A 16,232-nucleotide genomic window follows, 5' to 3' on the forward strand; every position below is an offset into this window, starting at 1 on the left:
GTTGTCCAACTTTCGGGGGTCCGTTCACAGGCGGATTTTTTTGATGTGGTCCGAAACCGCCAACACGTTTCGGCATCATGCTCGCGCGGCCTTTCTCATTTCACCGAGACTTCGGCCGGCGTCTTGGCCGCCGGCATGCGGTAGTCGTCGACGCGCCCGACCGGGGCCGGCGTCATCTCGCCCTGCTCGACAAGCAGATCGCGCGGCGATTTCGTCAGCGTCACAGGCGGCGGCCTTGCGCCGAGAAGCTCGGTGCCGCCGTCGAGATTGGGATCGGAGAGACTGATCGGCACGGTGTGTTCGACCGGATTGGTGGGAAGGCCGAGGCCGGGCAGGGCACTTTCGTCCAGCCGCACCAGATCCGGGCTTGCCTGGGTGCCGAGAATGCGGCGGGCCGGCTTTTCCACATAGAAGGCAAGTTTGCGGCGGCCTGCCTGCGTGAGATTGATGCCGTCGGAGGTGCGCAGGCGCACCTGCTGGCCGTTCACATCCGAACCGGTGACGATGAAGTTGCTGTTCTCGTCGACGAAGCCATCCCAGATATCGACGAATTCGCCGCCGATGCTTTCCACCTGGTTGCGATAGAGCTGGTTCATCTGGACGGCGTCAGCCGTCATCTGATCGGATTCGAAGGCGGGAAGTCCGACCCAAAGCAGCGGGATCTTGCGGTCGGTGACTTCTTTACCGAAGGAAAGAACGCGGCGGCGGTATTCGGCAAACCAGCCGTCGGTGCGGAATTTTTCCTTGGCGGTGTCGGTCACCATCTGCTGGCGGTCGTTGGCGCCGATCATGACGACGACCATGGCCGGCTTCAACTCGTCGATCATCTTCGGCAGCTGTTCCGGCCAGTCATAATAATCGTCGCGGACAAGGCCTGAGGAGACGTTGCCGCGGGCTTCGACGACGACGCCGGGCGAAGTCTCGAAGGCGGCGGTGAGGCCGTCGCCGAGGCCGCTGGCGAGGAAATCGCCGACGATCAGGACCTTCTTGGCGTCGCCAAGCTTCTGCACGACCGGCTCTTCCGGCACCGGCGGCCGCACCGGCGGCGCGGTGCGGGTATTTATCACCGCCTTCTGCGCCGGTGGGCGCTTGCGCTGCTGGCGTCGCGGCTGCTGGGCATCAGGGGCCTGCGGACCGTCATCGAGATAGCGCCGGCCAAGGAAGAAATCGAGGATCGACCGGCGCTCGTAGCGCTGCTCCTGCGCCTCGGCGACATGCACTGGTGCAAGCGCGCCGACGCATAGCGAAGCCGCCGTCAAGGCGAGCACCAGCCAACGGATTCGGGGTCGATCAAATTTCTTCATCATGGGCAGTTCCGCATCTGCCGGCATCTTGCACGCAGGAAAGGTCAGCGTCCACTCCCGCCATTCATGTAGGTCACGGTTCTGCCGCTTCCAATCAGGGCTTACGTTTCGGCATGGTGCTAGCGGCGAAGTGCGTTCAGAAGCGGCAGCGAGGGCTCGCCGTCCGGCTGCATGCCGATGCGCTCCTGCACCGCCGATATCGCCGCTTTCGAACCGGAGCCGAAATTGCCATCGACCTCGCCATTGTAATAGCCGAGGGTCTTGAGGCGGGTCTGCAGCTCGAATTTCTCGGTGATATCAAGGGCGCCGTCCGGGCGCGGCCAGCGCTGCTGCATGCCGCCGTATCCGGCAATCTGATCGGCCAGCAGGCCGACGGCAAGCGCGTAGCTGTCCGAGGCGTTGTAGTTCTTGATGGTGAAAAAGTTGGCGGTCATCAGGAAGCCCGGGCCGTTCGGTCCGGCCGGCATCTTCAGCACGGCCTTGGTGCCGCCCTCGCGGAAGGCCTTGCCGCTCGGGCGTTTCAGGCCGAGTTCCGCCCATTGGTCGATCGTATGGGTCTTGCCGGCCTGCTTGGCGGCGGCCGCGGGAACGACGACCTCGTAGCCCCAGGTCTTGCCGGTATCCCAGCCGTTCTTCATCAGGAGATTGGCCGAGGTCGCCAGCGCATCCGGCACCGAATTCCAGATGTCGCGATGGCCGTTGCCGTCGGCGTCGACGGCGTAAAGCAGGTAGCTTGTCGGGATGAACTGCGTGTGGCCCATGGCGCCCGCCCAGGAGCCGGTCATCTCGCGTGCCGGCACGTCGCCGTTCTGCAGGATCTTCAGCGCGGCGACCAGCTGCTTCTTGGCGAATTTGGCGCGGCTCGGATCGGCATAGGCAAGCGTCGCCAGCGCGCGCGGCACGTAGTGCAGCCGGTCGTCCTTGTCGAGGATCGCTCCGTAATTGGATTCCATCGACCATATGGCGAGCAGAATGGCCTTGTCGACGCCGAAGCGCTGCTCGATCGCGTTGAGCGTGCGGGCATGCTTGGCGGCCATCTCGCGGCCGATCTTGACCGTGTAGGGATTGACGCGCGAATCGATGTAATCCCAGATCTTCGAGGTGAATTCCGGCTGATAGGCGGCTTTTTCGAGCACCGTCGGGTCGGGCTCGCTCACCCCTGAAAAGGCCTTTTGGTAGGTTGCCTTACTGATGCCACTCTGTGCGGCTGTTTGGTAAAAATCCGCGATCCATTTCTGGAACCGGGAATCGGCTTTCGCGCTGTCGGGGACCAGGCCTACCTGGGCGGCGACAACGAGGGCGAGAGCAAGACCACGAAGGGAGTTTTTGTGATTCTGGATCATCAACAGTCGTATCCGTCATCTTCAGTTTTCGGTGCAGCAGAGGCGTCATGTCCGCCCAGACCCGAGACTACAGGAACGGAGTCAACAAATTCTTTACCATGGCGGTGCGCCGCGGTCACCATTGCAAAACAGTAGCAATTCTATACTAGGTAGAGCCAAAAGGCTCTTTTTCCAAAGCGATATGGCGAAGCAGGAGGCCGGGTGTGGCTCAGCATAACAAAGTTCGTAAAGCAGTATTTCCGGTTGCCGGGTTGGGGACGCGATTCCTGCCGGCGACAAAGGCTGTCCCGAAGGAAATGTTGACCGTCGTCGACAAGCCAATCATTCAATATGTCGTCGATGAGGCGATCGAAGCCGGGATCGAACATCTGGTTTTCGTCACCGGGCGCAACAAGCACGTCATCGAAGATTATTTCGACATTCATTTCGAGCTTGAGCAGACGCTCAAGGAGCGCGCCAAGAAGGCGGAAATTACTCTCCTGCAGCAGCAATTGCCGAAGGCCGGCACGGTGAGCTTCACCCGCCAGCAGGAGCCGCTCGGCCTCGGTCATGCGGTCTGGTGCGCCCGCGAAATCGTCGGCGACGAACCTTTCGCACTGCTGCTTCCCGACATGATCATGAAGGGCGACAAGGGCTGCATGAAAGGAATGATCGACCTTTACGGCCAGAGCGGCGGCAATATCATCGCCGTTGAGGAATGCGCGCCCGACCAGGCGCATAAATACGGCATAGTCGGCGTCGGCGAAGCGATCGGCGAGGGCTTCCGAATCACCGGCATGGTGGAAAAACCCGCCAAGGGAACGGCGCCTTCCAACTTCTTCATCAACGGCCGCTACATCCTGCAGCCCGAGATTTTCCGGATCCTCGAAACCCAGGAGCGCGGCGCCGGCAACGAGATCCAGCTGACCGACGGCATGCTGAAGCTGCTGAAGGAACAGGATTTCGCCGGGTATCACTTCCGCGGCACGACCTACGACTGCGGCGCCAAGGATGGCTTCATCCTGGCAAATGTCGCCTACGCCCTCGAACGCGCCGATATCCGCCCGACCGTCGAAGGCGGCTTCAAGGAATTGCTGGCCGGCCTGAGGTAACGTTCTCTTCTTCAGCGCATGAATGACAGAGTGCCGCGCATCCGGACCGGATGTGCGGCGTTTAAGCATGTCGCGCAAAAGTGTGCGCGGTTTTGCGGCAACGACATGCGTGAAAACAAAGAGCTAAAGCGCAAGCAGCGAATCTGAAAGATCGCGATGCGCTTTAGCGTTTCAGCTTAAGGCCGAGGCCTGCGCGCCATTGCTGCGAATCGGATCCTTCCTTGCGCGTCGTCAGTTCGTAACCGAGCGTGCTGGTCAGGTCGAGATAGCGATTGATGTTCCAAGTGAGGCCGGTTGCCGCGGTATAGACGAGCTCGTCGTTGACGGTGCTGTCGGTGGGATAATCGCGCCATACGACTCCACCGATAATCGTGCCGACCAGATTGTCGCGCAGCTGATGCGTGACCGTCGTCGTCAGCGCGTGCGAGACGTAACCGCTCTCGCCGGCCGTGGTCGTCGGCTGGATGCTCGTCTGCAGGTCGAGATTGACGTCGGTGCCGCGGATCGGCGACCAGAGCAGGCTCGCATCGAGCGTGGCCGTGTCGATCGACGAGAGCCTGTTATCTTCGAAATCCGCCCTCTCGTAACCAACGCCGACCTCCCCCTTCAGCTTTTCGCCGAGATCGACCTCGACGCCGGCCTTGGCGCCGTAGCTATGGCCCGAACGCTCATAGCCGGCGGAATCGCGCGTCTCGTCATAAAGCGTCCGGCCGATCGTCGCCTCGATGAAGGGGATGAGTGCGGGCGACAGCTCGTAGCCGACGCGGCCGCGCAACGTGCCCGTCGTCTGATTGCGGTCGCTGAGCGCGACGGTCGCGCCGCTGGCCAGCGTGGCGTCGGAATAGATCGAACGGGTCAGCGCCAGCGCCGTCGTGCCGCGCAGGATGCCGAAATCGCGTTGGACGGAGGCCCCGGCCGAAAACTCCTGCACATCGGATTGCTGCGTCGCATTGGCGATCGCGTCGGGATCGTCCGTATCTTCGCGGTAGAAATTATACCCGGCGGTGAGGTGCGCGACCGTGTCCTGGGGAAGATCCAGCCTGAGATCACCGTTGATCTTGAAGGAAGGCTGCTCCTCGCCTTCGCCGCTGATATTCCTCTGCCAGGCGCCTTCCGAGGTGACGCTCAGCTGGTGGCGGCCCCAATCGGAGGTCAGCGTCGCGGCCGCATCGGTTTCGAGGAAGGCGCGTCGCTGCCTGGTGTTGCCGTCCTTGGTGGTCTCGGTGTTGATGCTCTGGGTGACGCTCGGACGGAGCACGAAAGTGCCGAGCGGAATGCCCGGCGTTTCCGCCGTCGACGCACTTTCGGCAGCCCGGCGGCGCGGCGTTTCGTCGACCGGTGCTTCGCGGGTGTTCAGCCGGCGGATGTCCTCGTCGAGGATGGAGCCGGTGATATCGTCGCCGGATTGCGCATCCGGTATGGCAAGCCTCTGCGAAGCGTCATCCGCGTTCGCGGTCGTGCCGTTTGCCGCGGGAATGGTGCCGTCGTCGCTCTCGTCAGCGGCGGATGCGGCGTTGTAGGTGGTGCGATTGTCCTGAGAGGCCGCGGAGCCGCTGCTTGCCGGCTGCTGTGAGGCGGATTGTGCAAAGGCTACCTGGCTAAGCAGCAGACTGCCGAACGCAGCAAAAGAGACGGCACGGCTCATGGCGCGGAGCGGCGTCACACTGCTCGTCTGATCTGGCTGGCCCATGCAATTCGCGCCTGACATGCTTTCAGTTCTTACCCAAAGGTAAAGCCTCGTGGTTAATCAATCGTTGTCGTCGGCGGGCGCCGTTCACAATTCGGAAAGAGGCCGGGGTGGACTTGGAAAGTGAAAAGGTCTAACGCAAGTCCATGAACAGAAGAGCGATAAAACTGGTCGAAAACGGCGTGCTCGAATCAGCAAAACGCACGATTGAAATCGAAAAACGCGGTCTCGAAGCGCTCGAACAGGCCTTGGACAATGGATTGGCCGGCCCGTTCACCCGCGCGATCGAAGTCATTGGCGATATCTCCGGCCGGGTGATCGTCACCGGCGTCGGCAAGAGCGGTCATATCGGCGCCAAGCTGGCGGCGACCTTCGCGTCGACCGGGACGCCTGCCTTCTTCGTGCATGCGGCCGAAGCCAATCACGGCGATCTCGGCATGATCGCGCGCGACGACGTGGTGCTGGCGATTTCCAAAGGCGGCGAGAGCGCCGAGCTCAAGAGCATTATTTCCTTCACGCGGCGCTTTTCCATTCCGCTGATCGCGCTCACCTGCGGCGAACGCTCCTCGCTTGCGACCGCTGCCGATATCGTGCTTCTCGTGCCGAACGAACAGGAAGCCTGCCCCAATGGGCTGGCGCCGACGACCTCGACGCTGATGCAGCTTGCGCTTGGCGATGCCTTGGCAGTGGCGCTTCTGGAGGCACGCGGCTTTACCGCCACGGATTTCCACGTCTTCCATCCCGGCGGCAAGCTCGGCGCCAGCCTGACACATGTCGCCGACATCATGCATACCGGCGAGCGGTTGCCGCTCGTTGCCAAGGGCACGCCGATGCCGGAGGCGATCACCGTGCTGTCGCGCAAGCATTTCGGCTGCGTCGGCGTGCTCGACGAGGAGGGACGGCTCTGTGGCATCGTCACCGAAGGCGATATGGCGCGCAACCTGACCCGCAATCTCGCCGAGCTTGCCGTCGACGACATCATGACGAAGACGCCGAAGACGGTGAAGCCGACGATTCTGGCGACCGCTGCCCTCGCGCTGCTCAATCAGCACAGCATCGGCGCGCTGATCGTCGTCGACGACGATAGACGACCGCTCGGGCTGGTGCATTTCCATGACCTGCTGCGGATCGGCGTCGCCTGATCAGGATTGTTTGATTAGATGGGTTCGACCGTGAGGTCGCGGCCGTTGCTCGCCACGACCTTGACCTGCGTCCCTACGGGCAGGTCAGGCCCCATCACCTGCCACAGCGTATCATCGAGACGGATGCGGCCGCGGCCTTCACGGATCGGCTCGTGCAGCGTCGCGGTACGGCCGACGAGGCTCGCGCCGCGCTGATTGAGGAAGGGCTCGTCGGTGGCGGCATTGCGCAGCATCAGCCGACGGCCGGCAAAGGTCGTGGCAACGGCGAGCAAGGCAAAAAGGATCGCCTGCAGCTCCCAGACCCAGAACGCGCTGTCCCAGAACAGCAGCGACAGCGCACCGACGATCAAGGCGGCGAGGCCGATCCACACCAGGAAGAAGCCGGGCACGATCATTTCCGCGGCGAGCAGAACCAGGCCAACAACCCACCAGCTCCACGGACCGAGTTCGGCGATGATCTTCGCCAGCATGGCTCAGCGCTCCGAATCGGGGTTGAAGGGGTTGGGGGTCGGCGGATTGATCGGCGGCGTCGAGCGGACCGGCGCGGGGCGCGGACGCGGCGGCGCAGGCGGCGGATTGCCGGGGTCGCCGAAGACCTCGCGGGCAATGGCGCCGATACCGCCGAGGGAGCTGAGGATAGACGAGGCTTCCATCGGCATCAGCACGATCTTGGAGTTGGGCGCCGAGCCGACCGAGGCGAGCGCCTCGGTGTATTTCTGCGCGACGAAATAGTTGATCGCCTGGACGTCGCCGGCGGCAATCGCCTCGGAGACCATCCGCGTCGCCTTGGCTTCGGCCTCGGCCAGGCGCTCGCGGGCTTCGGCGTTGCGGAAGGCGGCTTCGCGCTGGCCCTCGGCCTGCAGGATGGCGGATTGCTTGGCGCCTTCGGCTCTCAGAATCTGCGCGTTGCGCGAGCCTTCGGCTTCCAGCACCTGGGCGCGCTTCTCGCGCTCGGCCTTCATCTGGCGGGCCATGGCGTCGACGAGGTCGCGCGGCGGCTGGATATCCTTGATTTCGACGCGGGTGACCTTGATGCCCCAGGGCTGCACGGCCTCGTCGACGACGCGCAGCAGCCGGTCGTTGATCGCATCGCGGTTGGAAAGCAGTTCGTCGAGATCCATCGAGCCCATGACCGAGCGGATGTTGGTCATGGTGAGATTGAGGATGGCGTTTTCGAGGTTGGCAACCTGATAGGCGGACTGAGCGGCGTTCAACACCTGATAAAAGGCGACGGCATCGGCCGAAACCGAGGCGTTATCCTTGGTGATCACCTCCTGGGTCGGCACGTTCAGCACCTGCTCCATCACGTTCAACCGAGCGCCGACGCGCTCGATGAAGGGGGTGATGAGGTTGAGGCCGGGCTCCAGCGTGCGGGTATAACGGCCAAAGCGCTCGATCGTATAGCGGTAGCCCTGCGGCACCGTCTTGATCCCGGCGAAGAGGACCAGGATGACGAAGATGACCAGCACGATCACGACGATATCGAAACCGCCCAACAGCATGAAAAAACCCTCCCATCGGCGCATGCGCCCACACACTGATGTGGGGTTAGCATGTTCTTTGCGAGGAAGAAATGCCACACGGATGCCACACTTCCACCTTCACGTGAAAAGCAGCTTTCCTCTCGCCAAGATCCGTGGGCTGCCGCCGGTTATCCCTTTTTCTCAGGCCCAGCCCTGCAATTCGCGGCGGACGACCTTTTCCAGCACCTTCATGCCGTCTTCACTGTCGTTGAGGCAGGGAATATGCGCGAACTTCTCGCCGCCATTCTCGTGGAAGGAATGGGCGGCCTGCTCGGCGATTTCTTCGAGCGTTTCCAGACAGTCGGAAACGAAGCCGGGATTGATGACGGCGATGCGCTTGAGGCCGTCGCTGGCGAGTTTCTCCACCGTCTTGTCGGTATAGGGCTGCAGCCATTCCTCCGGCCCGAAGCGGGACTGGAAGGTCACCATGAAGTTTTCCTGGGTGAGGCCCAGGCGCTCGCGCAGCAGCCGTCCGGTCTTCTGGCACTGACAGTAATAGGGATCACCCTGCTTGAAATAGGACATCGGAATGCCGTGGAACGAGGCGATCAGCATCTCCGGCTTCCAGTCGAGTGTCGAAAGATGCCGTTCGACGGATTGGGCGAGCGCCTCGATATAGGTCTCGTCGTCGTGATAATCGGGCACGGTACGCAGCGCTGGCTGCCAGCGCATCGAGAGCAGTTTCTGGAACGCCTTGTCGTTGACGGTGGCAGTCGTCGCAGCCGCATATTGCGGATAAAGCGGGAAGAGCACGATACGGTCGCAGCCCTCCTGCTTCAGCGCGTCGATGCGCGAGGCGATCGACGGCGTGCCATAGCGCATCGCCCAGTCGACCTTGACGTTATCGAGATCCTTCAGCCGCCCGGCCATCAGTTCCGACTGATTGCGCGTATAGGTACGGAGAAAACTTTCGTTCCTCTCCTTGTTCCAGATCAGCTCGTAGGCCTTGCCGACCTTCTGCGGGCGCCTGTTGAGCACGATGCCGAACAGGATCGGATACCACTTCCAGCGCGACCATTCGATGACGCGGCGATCGGTCAGGAACTCCCTGAGATAGCGGCGCATCGAGATGTAGTCGGTTCCGTCGGGCGTGCCGAGATTGACCAGCAGGACGCCGATCTTGCCTGACTTGACGGCCGGATGATCCGCCGGACGGAGTGAAATATCTGCTGTCATTCTGGCCCCAACACTCGTTGTCTCGTTGGCTCATACGCAGCCTTGAGATCATGGTTCACCCTATAGAAAGAAAAGCCGGCCCGGGAAACCCCGGGCCGGCCGATGGCGTCGAGACAAATCGTCTTACTTGGCGGGAACCTGGATCTCCTTGCCGACCATCAGGTGACGCGGGTCCGGCTTGCCGTTGGCTTCCGAAAGCTTCTGCCACAGCGTGCCGTCGCCATAGAAGGTCACGGCGAGATCCCAGAAGGTGTCGCCCGCGGCGATCACATGGGTCGAGGGCGTCGTTGCCGCAGGCGCGGAGGCTGCCGGCGCCGGCGTCGGTTCCGGGGCGGGCGCGGGTGCGGCCGGTGCGGCCGGAGCAGGCTCGGTGGCCGGAGCGGGTGCTGCCGGCGCTGCAGGAGCAGGGGCGGGCTCGGCGGTTGGTGCCGGCGCTGCCGGAGCCGCAGGGGCGGGGGCAGGTTGGGTGGTTGGTGCCGGCGCCTGCGCCACCGTCGCGCCGATTTCCGTCACGCGGCCATCGGTATAGGGCTTGTAAGGCGAATGCGCAGCCAGATACTCGGCGGTTACGTCGGCGAGATCCGGGCCGTAATCATAGGCATTCTTGCCTTCCTTGAAGATCGAATAGCCGTCGCCGCCGGCCCGCATGAAGTTGTTGGTGGCGAGCTTGTAGGTCTTGGCCTGATCGATCGGAGCGAAACCGTCGCCGTCCTTCACCTGGACATCGCTGACGCGGCTGCCGACAGGCTTGGACTGGTCGAACGAGAATTTCAGGCCGGCGACCTGCGGAAAGCGGCCGGCGCCCTGATCGATCTGGCTGACGCCGTTTTCGAGCGCCTTGACGACGTCTGCGCCGGTGGCCTCGAAAGTGGCGAGCGTGTTCTGGAAGGGCAGCACGGTGATGACTTCGCCCTGGGTGACATCGCCGCCGTCGATCGAAGCACGCAGGCCGCCGCCGTTCTGAACGGCGATGGTGACGCCCTGGTTCTTCGTGCGATCAAGCATGGCATCGGCCACCAGATTGCCCATCGAGCATTCCTTGACGCGGCAGACTTTACGATCGCCCTCGATCGGAGCTTCGGAGGCGCCGATCACCTTCTTGCGCAATTCCTCGATCGGCTTTGCGAGTTCGGCGACGCGGGTGACGACGGCCGGATCAGGCGTGAAGGACGAGTCGATCAAGATCGGGTCGCCCTTGGCATCCTTGACGACGCCGCTGTCGTCGAAGTTGACGACGATATCGCCGAGATATTTGCTGTAGGAGGCAGCCTGGACGACCGGCACCTTGTAGCCGCCGGGATTGTCGACCATCGTCGGATATGGGCCTTCAGCCTTCGGATCGGTGTTGGACAGCAGGCTGTGGGAATGACCGCCGACGACGACATCGACATCCGGAATCTTGGCGATGACGGCGAGGTCGCGGGGATAGCCGACATGGGTGAGCGCAATGATCTTGTTGACGCCCTGGCCCTTCAGCTCCTGAACCGCTGTAGTAATGGACTGGACGTCATCGGCGATGGTGACGTTCGGGCCGGGAGAGGACAATTCGGGCGTATCATTGGTGACGGCGCCGACGATGCCGATCTTCTGGCCGCCGACATCAAGCACCAGCGACGGCTTGACGCGGTCGCCGAGCTTGGAGGCAGCCGTCGCCCTGACGTTCGCCGTCACGACGGGGAATTGCACCTTGTCGAGGAAGGTCGCGAGACCATCCTCGCTGTCGTCGAATTCATGGTTGCCGACGGTCATGGCGTCGAACTTCATCAGGTTCAGGAATTCGGCTTCGGCCGCGCCCTTGTAGGTGGTGTAGAAGAGCGAGCCCTGGAAATTGTCGCCGGCATTCAGCAGAAGGACATTCTTGCCCGATAGCGCCTGGCGGCGCTGGTCGATCGCAGTCTTCAGGCGGGCAGCACCGCCGAAGCATTCCTTCTTGCCCTCCTCCTCGGCCGAGCAGGTGGAATCGAACTTGTTGATCGATTCGATGCGGGAATGGAAATCGTTGATATGAAGAATATTAAGTTCGTAATCCGCAAAGGCGGCGCCCGCGCTCAGCGCCAGCATGGACGCGGTCAAAAGACCGAAGCTGAAAGACTTCGTCATCCCTGTTCTCCTGATTGAGGCGAAAGATCCCCCTCGCCGATCCCTTCCATAGTCCGCCGGGGCGGTACCCGGCATGCCGATGTTCCATGACACGGCATATGACTGCAAGGGAAAGCTGGGCCAGACGGCATTCTTTCCAAGAGGGGCGGGACAAAAAAGCCGACTGCTACCCCCGGCATTCGCCGCCGGCGTCGTTTCGGTGCAGTTCGTGCACAGCCTCGGCAATATTCGGAACCGCAGAGAGCGCTATGATCAGGCAGAGTGGGGAAAGGAGGCGATGAAAGCGCCGCCCGGCGCGATAGACAAGGAGCGCGCCGACGCCATAGATCAGCACGACCGGCAGGGCGAAGATCAACACCTGCAGCGGTCCGTCACAATCGGGAGCATCGATGCCCTGGGCACGATAGCCGTTGGCCGGCAAAACGACGGCCAACGCGGCAAGCGGCATTGCGAGCAGCAGGATCAGGTAACCGGCGACGGCCCGCATGGTGCTTTCGGCCTATCGCCTCACTTTCAGCCGCGGCGGGAAAGGGTGAACTGGGCGCCGGAATCCGAGGTGCAATTGAGCTGGCTCGGATTGACGAGGGCGCAATTGACCTTGGATTGGGTCTTGCGCACCAGCGAGGTCATATTGATCTCCACCAGCGTCGGCGAGGTATTGATGTAGGTGCCCGAGGCGAGAAGCTGGTTGCTGTCGGTGGTGCGGGTTGTGAAAGTCCCGCCCTGGAAGGTGGAAACGATGCCGTTCGGATCGCTCCAATTGCCTTCGACGCCGGTGGCGGGGGGCGCGGCTGCAATCGGCATGGGGCGCGGCTCCGATGAAACGCAGGCGGCAAGAGCGGCCGCGGCACCGACAAGAACGAGACCAGTTCTGATTTTCATAAGGCTTCTCCCGGCGATTCGGCGTGGCGGTCACCCGCCAAGTTCGGGCAAAACATGGCGTGCGCCCGCCATGATGGCAAGGCTTGGCGCGGCGGGGGCGCCATTTATACAGCCAGCGTTACAAAAATGCCCGCCTTGCGGCGGGCATCATCGAGCCTGTGCGAGCACTCTCAGCGAACGAGAATGTTGCGGAACTGCCACGGATCCTTGGTGTCGATGTCCTCTGGGAAGAGACCCGGACGGCCGTCGAGCGGGGTCCAGTCGGTGTAATGACCTTCGACCGGGCCGAGATAGGGCATCTGCACTTCGAGGCAGCGCTTGTAGTCGATCTCGTCGGCTTCGACGATGCCGGCCGTCGGGTGTTCCAGCGCCCAGACCATGCCGGCGAGAACGGCTGATGTGACCTGCAGGCCGGTGGCGTTCTGGTAGGGCGCGATGCGGCGGGTTTCTTCGAGCGACAGTCGTGAGCCATACCAGTAGGCGTTCTTCTCATGGCCGTAGAGCAGGACGCCGAGTTCGTCGATGCCGTCCTCCAATTCGTCCTCGTCGAGAACGTGATGGACCGGCTGCGACGTACCACCATTGCCGAACATCTCGTGCAGGGAGAGCACGGCGTCATTGGCCGGATGGTAGGCGTAGTGGCAGGTCGGGCGGAAGGTCACTTCGCCGTCCTTGTCGCGGACCGTGAAATAATCGGCGATCGAGATCGACTCGTTGTGGGTGACGAGGAAGCCATATTGCGGACCGGGCGTCGGGCACCAAGTGCGCACGCGGGTGTTGGCGCCCGGCTGCTCCAGGTAGATCGCCGCCTTGTTGCCCTTCTTGTGCTTCTTGGCGTTCTTCGGCATCCATTCTTCATGCGTGCCCCAGCCGAGTTCGGCCGGCTGCATGCCTTCGGAGATGAAGCCTTCGACGGACCAGGTATTCCAGAAGACGTTGAGCGGCTTCGGATGCTTGGTGCGCTGGGTGTCGCGCTCGGCAATGTGGATGCCCTTGACGCCGAGCTTCTTCATCAGCTTGGCCCAGCCTTCGCGATCGTGCTGGTCCGGCTCCTCGAACTTGACGCCGATGTCATTGGCGAGGTTGACCAGCGCCTGCTTGACGAACCAGGAGACCATGCCGGGATTGGCGCCGCAGGTGGAGACGGCGGTGGCGCCGCCCGGGTTCTTCGCCTTTTCCTTGCGCACGGTTTCGCGCAGCGCATAGTTGGTGCGGTCGGCGTTGCTCATGCTCTTGTCGAAATAGAAGCCGAGCCAGGGCTCGACGACCGTATCGATATAGAGAACGTCGAGCTTGCGGCAGAGCTTGATGATGTCGAGCGAGGAGGTGTCGACCGAGAGGTTGACGCAGAAGCCCTGGCCTTCGCCTTCCGTCAGGAGCGGTTTCAGCAGCTCCTTGTAATTGTCCTTGGTGACAAATTCCTTGATGTGGCGGACGCCGTGCTTCTTCAGAATCTCCATGTCGGAGGGTTCTTCACGCGGGTCGATGACGACCATCCGGCTCTTGTCGAATTTGAAGTGGCGCTCGATCAGCGGCAGGGTGCCGCGGCCGATGGAGCCAAAGCCGATCATCACGATCGGACCGGTAATTTCGGCATATACCGGATGGTTCTTTTCCGTCATTCTTTTCTCCTGTGGAAGGGGACGAAGGCGATCAGCCTGAAGAATTCTTTTGAAATTGCCGCAGAAATTGCGAGGTGACCGGCTCTAACCACAAAACGGCGTCACAATAAAGAGCGTTGAGGGGGAAAGGTCAAATATCGGGCGGGCGGGCCGGCAAGGGGCGACGGGAACATCCGCCCCGCTCCGTAAAATCAGCGTTTCAGGATTTCCAACCCTTCGGCCGTCGTCGTCACGGCGAGCTCGGTAATGTCGTATGCGGCAACGCCATGGATGGTGAAGGGATCGGCGGCGACATAGGCCTCGATAGCGGCGCGGTCGCCGATGGCGAGGACTACGCCGCCGGTGCGCGGTATCTTGCGGCCGGAGGCGAGGAACCAGCCCTTGGCATAACCCTCTTTCACCCAGGCCATGTGCGGCTCCATGTACCTGTCGGCTTCGCCATTGGGCTTGAGGTAGGTGAGGGAGAGAATGAACATGGTCAGCTCCTGACAAGATTGGCGCGGATCAGGCCGCGCAGCGAGTTGCCGATATAAAGCGTGCCGGTATCGAGATCGGCAAGTGTGAGGCGGCCGACACGCGCCTTGCGCGCGCAAATGAGCTCGGTGCGCAGCACGCCCGCAAGCAGGCCGCAGGAGATCGGCGGAGTGCGCAGTGTGCCGGTCCCGTCATCCAGGAAGACGGAAGTGATGGTGCCCTCGCAGACCTCGCCGCGCTCGTTCAGCAGGATGACTTCATCGGCCTCATCGGACTTATATTCGGCGCGCGCCGTCTCGTAGACGGCGCGGCGGGTGGTCTTGTGGCGCAGCAGCCTGTCGGAGGAATCGAGGCGGGTCTCGGCGATGCGTACCGTCCAGGCCGTCTCCGGCGCCAGCGGCACGAAAGCCGCGCTCGTTACCTCGATGCGGCCCTGCGCGTCGAAGGTCAGGCGGATGCGCAGCGGACCGGCAGAGCCTGCAACGGCGTCCTCGAGCTTGGCGGCTGCCTCGATCGGCTGCGGGAAGCCGAGGCGACGGGCGGAGCGGGAAAGCCGGGCGAGATGCAGCCGCAGGCGGATGAAGCCGTCGCCGGGCTGCCAGCGCAGCGTCTCGATCAGCGAAAAGTCGGTCATCGCGCGATCCATTGGTCGCCGACGGCGAAGCGGGCCTTGAGCAGGCACTCCTCGTATTCGGCCTCGGCGGTCGAATCGAAGACGATGCCGCCGCCGACATTAAAGACGGCCCTGCCGCGCTCAAAAAGCGTGATGGTGCGGATCGCGACGGAGAAACGCATGGCGCCGCTGGGCGAGATCATGCCGATCGCGCCGCAATAGGCATCGCGGGGAGCATCTTCGAGCGCGTGGAGGATTTCCATCGCCCGCATCTTCGGCGCCCCGGTGATCGAGCCGCAGGGAAAAAGGGCGGTGAAGATGTCGCGGATCGAAAGGCCGGGGCGCAGCCTCGCCTGCACATGGCTGACCATCTGGTGGACGGTCGGATAGGTCTCGACATCGAAGAGCTTCGGGACATCGAGCGTGCCGACCTCGGTGATGCGGGAGATATCGTTGCGCAGCAGATCGACGATCATGCGGTTTTCGGCTTGCGTCTTGATATCGTTGCGCATGGCCTCGATGATTTCGGCATCCTCGGCGGCGGTGGCGCCGCGTTTGGCCGTGCCTTTCATCGGATGGGTCTCGATCCAGCCTTGCTCATCGGTGCGGAAGAACAGTTCGGGCGAGCGCGACAGGATGACGGGGCCGCCGAGATCGACCAGCGCGCCGTATTTGACCGGCTGGCGTTCGATCAGCGACCAGAAGGCGGCGCGAGGATCGCCGTTCCAGCGGACCTCGACCGGCATGGTGAGGTTCGCCTGGTAGGCGTCGCCGAGCCTGAGATGCTCGTGAAGCCGGTCGAAGCGCTCTTTATATATAGGGAAATCCCAGGCGGCTTTCGGGGCGGTGAGGAATTCCTCGTTTTCGAGACGCTGTTTCGGCTGGGCTAGCGGATGTGTGTCCGGTTGCGGCGCGTCGAAGACGCCGAAACAGAGGAGCGGCGTTTTGCGATTTTCGCCGGCGAAGGAAGCAAGTTTTTCCTCGAAGAGATATCCGGCCTCGTAGGCCATGTAACCGGCAAGCCATTTGCCTTCGGCCCTTGCTTCTTCCATGCGGGCGAGGCCGCTGAAGAATTCGGCGGGCGTGTTGGCCACGATGATCTCCGCCGGATCGGCGAACAGCATCACCTGTTCGGTCGTGTCGTCGCGGAAGATAATATAGGGGTCAGACATGGTTGCGCCGCATCTTGCTTGGTTATCCGATGCTTGCGATGGTTTCGCCGCGGCAGGCGGAGAGAGGAGCAAAACCCGCCTCCCTCATTCCTGTGCTTGTCAC

General features: G+C 62.5%; 15 protein-coding genes. 2 read left to right on the top strand and 13 right to left on the bottom strand.

What is annotated here, in order from left to right; genetic code table 11:
• Window positions 1-95: 95 nt before the first annotated feature.
• On the bottom strand, window positions 96-1,331 hold the full coding sequence (locus tag MHI61_RS26805) for a DUF459 domain-containing protein (RefSeq protein ID WP_239791216.1): 1,236 nt from the start codon (window positions 1,329-1,331) through the stop codon (window positions 96-98).
• A gap of 92 nt (window positions 1,332-1,423) precedes the next feature.
• On the bottom strand, window positions 1,424-2,647 hold the full coding sequence (locus MHI61_RS26810; RefSeq protein ID WP_239791217.1) for a lytic murein transglycosylase: 1,224 nt from the start codon (window positions 2,645-2,647) through the stop codon (window positions 1,424-1,426).
• A gap of 203 nt (window positions 2,648-2,850) precedes the next feature.
• On the opposite strand from MHI61_RS26810, the gene galU reads away from it, so the two are divergent.
• A complete protein-coding gene (galU, locus tag MHI61_RS26815) occupies window positions 2,851-3,738 on the top strand; it encodes a UTP--glucose-1-phosphate uridylyltransferase GalU (RefSeq protein ID WP_097604079.1) in 888 nt (295 codons plus the stop codon).
• A gap of 163 nt (window positions 3,739-3,901) precedes the next feature.
• Here galU and MHI61_RS26820 read toward each other — a convergent pair whose 3' ends face one another.
• On the bottom strand, window positions 3,902-5,428 hold the full coding sequence (locus tag MHI61_RS26820) for an outer membrane beta-barrel protein (protein ID WP_239791218.1): 1,527 nt from the start codon (window positions 5,426-5,428) through the stop codon (window positions 3,902-3,904).
• 143 nt (window positions 5,429-5,571) lie between these two features.
• Here MHI61_RS26820 and MHI61_RS26825 point away from each other — a divergent pair, with 143 nt between their 5' ends.
• Complete coding sequence (locus MHI61_RS26825; RefSeq protein WP_239791219.1) at window positions 5,572-6,567, top strand: KpsF/GutQ family sugar-phosphate isomerase; 996 nt, start codon at window positions 5,572-5,574, stop codon at window positions 6,565-6,567.
• A 14-nt stretch (window positions 6,568-6,581) separates the two neighbouring features.
• Here the strand turns inward: MHI61_RS26825 and MHI61_RS26830 are convergent, their stop codons facing one another.
• The 10 genes from MHI61_RS26830 to MHI61_RS26875 all read right to left on the bottom strand — a co-directional run bounded on the left by MHI61_RS26830 (window position 6,582) and on the right by MHI61_RS26875 (window position 16,129).
• A complete protein-coding gene (locus MHI61_RS26830) occupies window positions 6,582-7,037 on the bottom strand; it encodes an NfeD family protein (protein ID WP_010033200.1) in 456 nt (151 codons plus the stop codon).
• A gap of 3 nt (window positions 7,038-7,040) precedes the next feature.
• The gene (locus MHI61_RS26835; RefSeq protein ID WP_097603956.1) at window positions 7,041-8,069 is read right to left on the bottom strand and encodes an SPFH domain-containing protein; all 1,029 of its coding nucleotides are present in this window, start codon (window positions 8,067-8,069) and stop codon (window positions 7,041-7,043) included.
• Between the two features lie 162 nt (window positions 8,070-8,231).
• A complete protein-coding gene (hemH, locus tag MHI61_RS26840) occupies window positions 8,232-9,266 on the bottom strand; it encodes a ferrochelatase (RefSeq protein WP_010033190.1) in 1,035 nt (344 codons plus the stop codon).
• 123 nt (window positions 9,267-9,389) lie between these two features.
• Window positions 9,390-11,366 carry a 5'-nucleotidase C-terminal domain-containing protein gene (locus MHI61_RS26845; RefSeq protein WP_239791220.1) on the bottom strand — a complete coding sequence of 659 codons (1,977 nt, stop codon included), beginning with the start codon at window positions 11,364-11,366 and terminating at the stop codon, window positions 9,390-9,392.
• A gap of 166 nt (window positions 11,367-11,532) precedes the next feature.
• Window positions 11,533-11,853: a hypothetical protein gene (locus MHI61_RS26850; RefSeq protein WP_239791221.1), complete on the bottom strand. Its 321-nt coding sequence runs from the start codon at window positions 11,851-11,853 to the stop codon at window positions 11,533-11,535.
• 26 nt (window positions 11,854-11,879) lie between these two features.
• Window positions 11,880-12,248, bottom strand: coding sequence for an outer membrane lipoprotein Omp10 (gene omp10 / locus MHI61_RS26855; protein ID WP_239791222.1), 369 nt, complete (start codon window positions 12,246-12,248; stop codon window positions 11,880-11,882).
• A 170-nt stretch (window positions 12,249-12,418) separates the two neighbouring features.
• On the bottom strand, window positions 12,419-13,870 hold the full coding sequence (locus tag MHI61_RS26860; protein WP_097603960.1) for a homospermidine synthase: 1,452 nt from the start codon (window positions 13,868-13,870) through the stop codon (window positions 12,419-12,421).
• A 191-nt stretch (window positions 13,871-14,061) separates the two neighbouring features.
• On the bottom strand, window positions 14,062-14,346 hold the full coding sequence (locus MHI61_RS26865; protein ID WP_097664149.1) for a YciI family protein: 285 nt from the start codon (window positions 14,344-14,346) through the stop codon (window positions 14,062-14,064).
• Between the two features lie 2 nt (window positions 14,347-14,348).
• The gene (locus MHI61_RS26870) at window positions 14,349-14,978 is read right to left on the bottom strand and encodes an aminotransferase class IV family protein (RefSeq protein WP_239791223.1); all 630 of its coding nucleotides are present in this window, start codon (window positions 14,976-14,978) and stop codon (window positions 14,349-14,351) included.
• On the bottom strand, window positions 14,975-16,129 hold the full coding sequence (locus tag MHI61_RS26875; RefSeq protein WP_239791224.1) for an aminodeoxychorismate synthase component I: 1,155 nt from the start codon (window positions 16,127-16,129) through the stop codon (window positions 14,975-14,977). The genes MHI61_RS26870 and MHI61_RS26875 overlap by 4 nt, the downstream gene beginning before the upstream one ends.
• Between the last annotated feature and the right edge of the window lie 103 nt (window positions 16,130-16,232).

The sequence above is a fragment of the Rhizobium sp. K102 genome, assembly GCF_022385315.1.
Lineage (GTDB): Bacteria > Pseudomonadota > Alphaproteobacteria > Rhizobiales > Rhizobiaceae > Rhizobium > Rhizobium croatiense.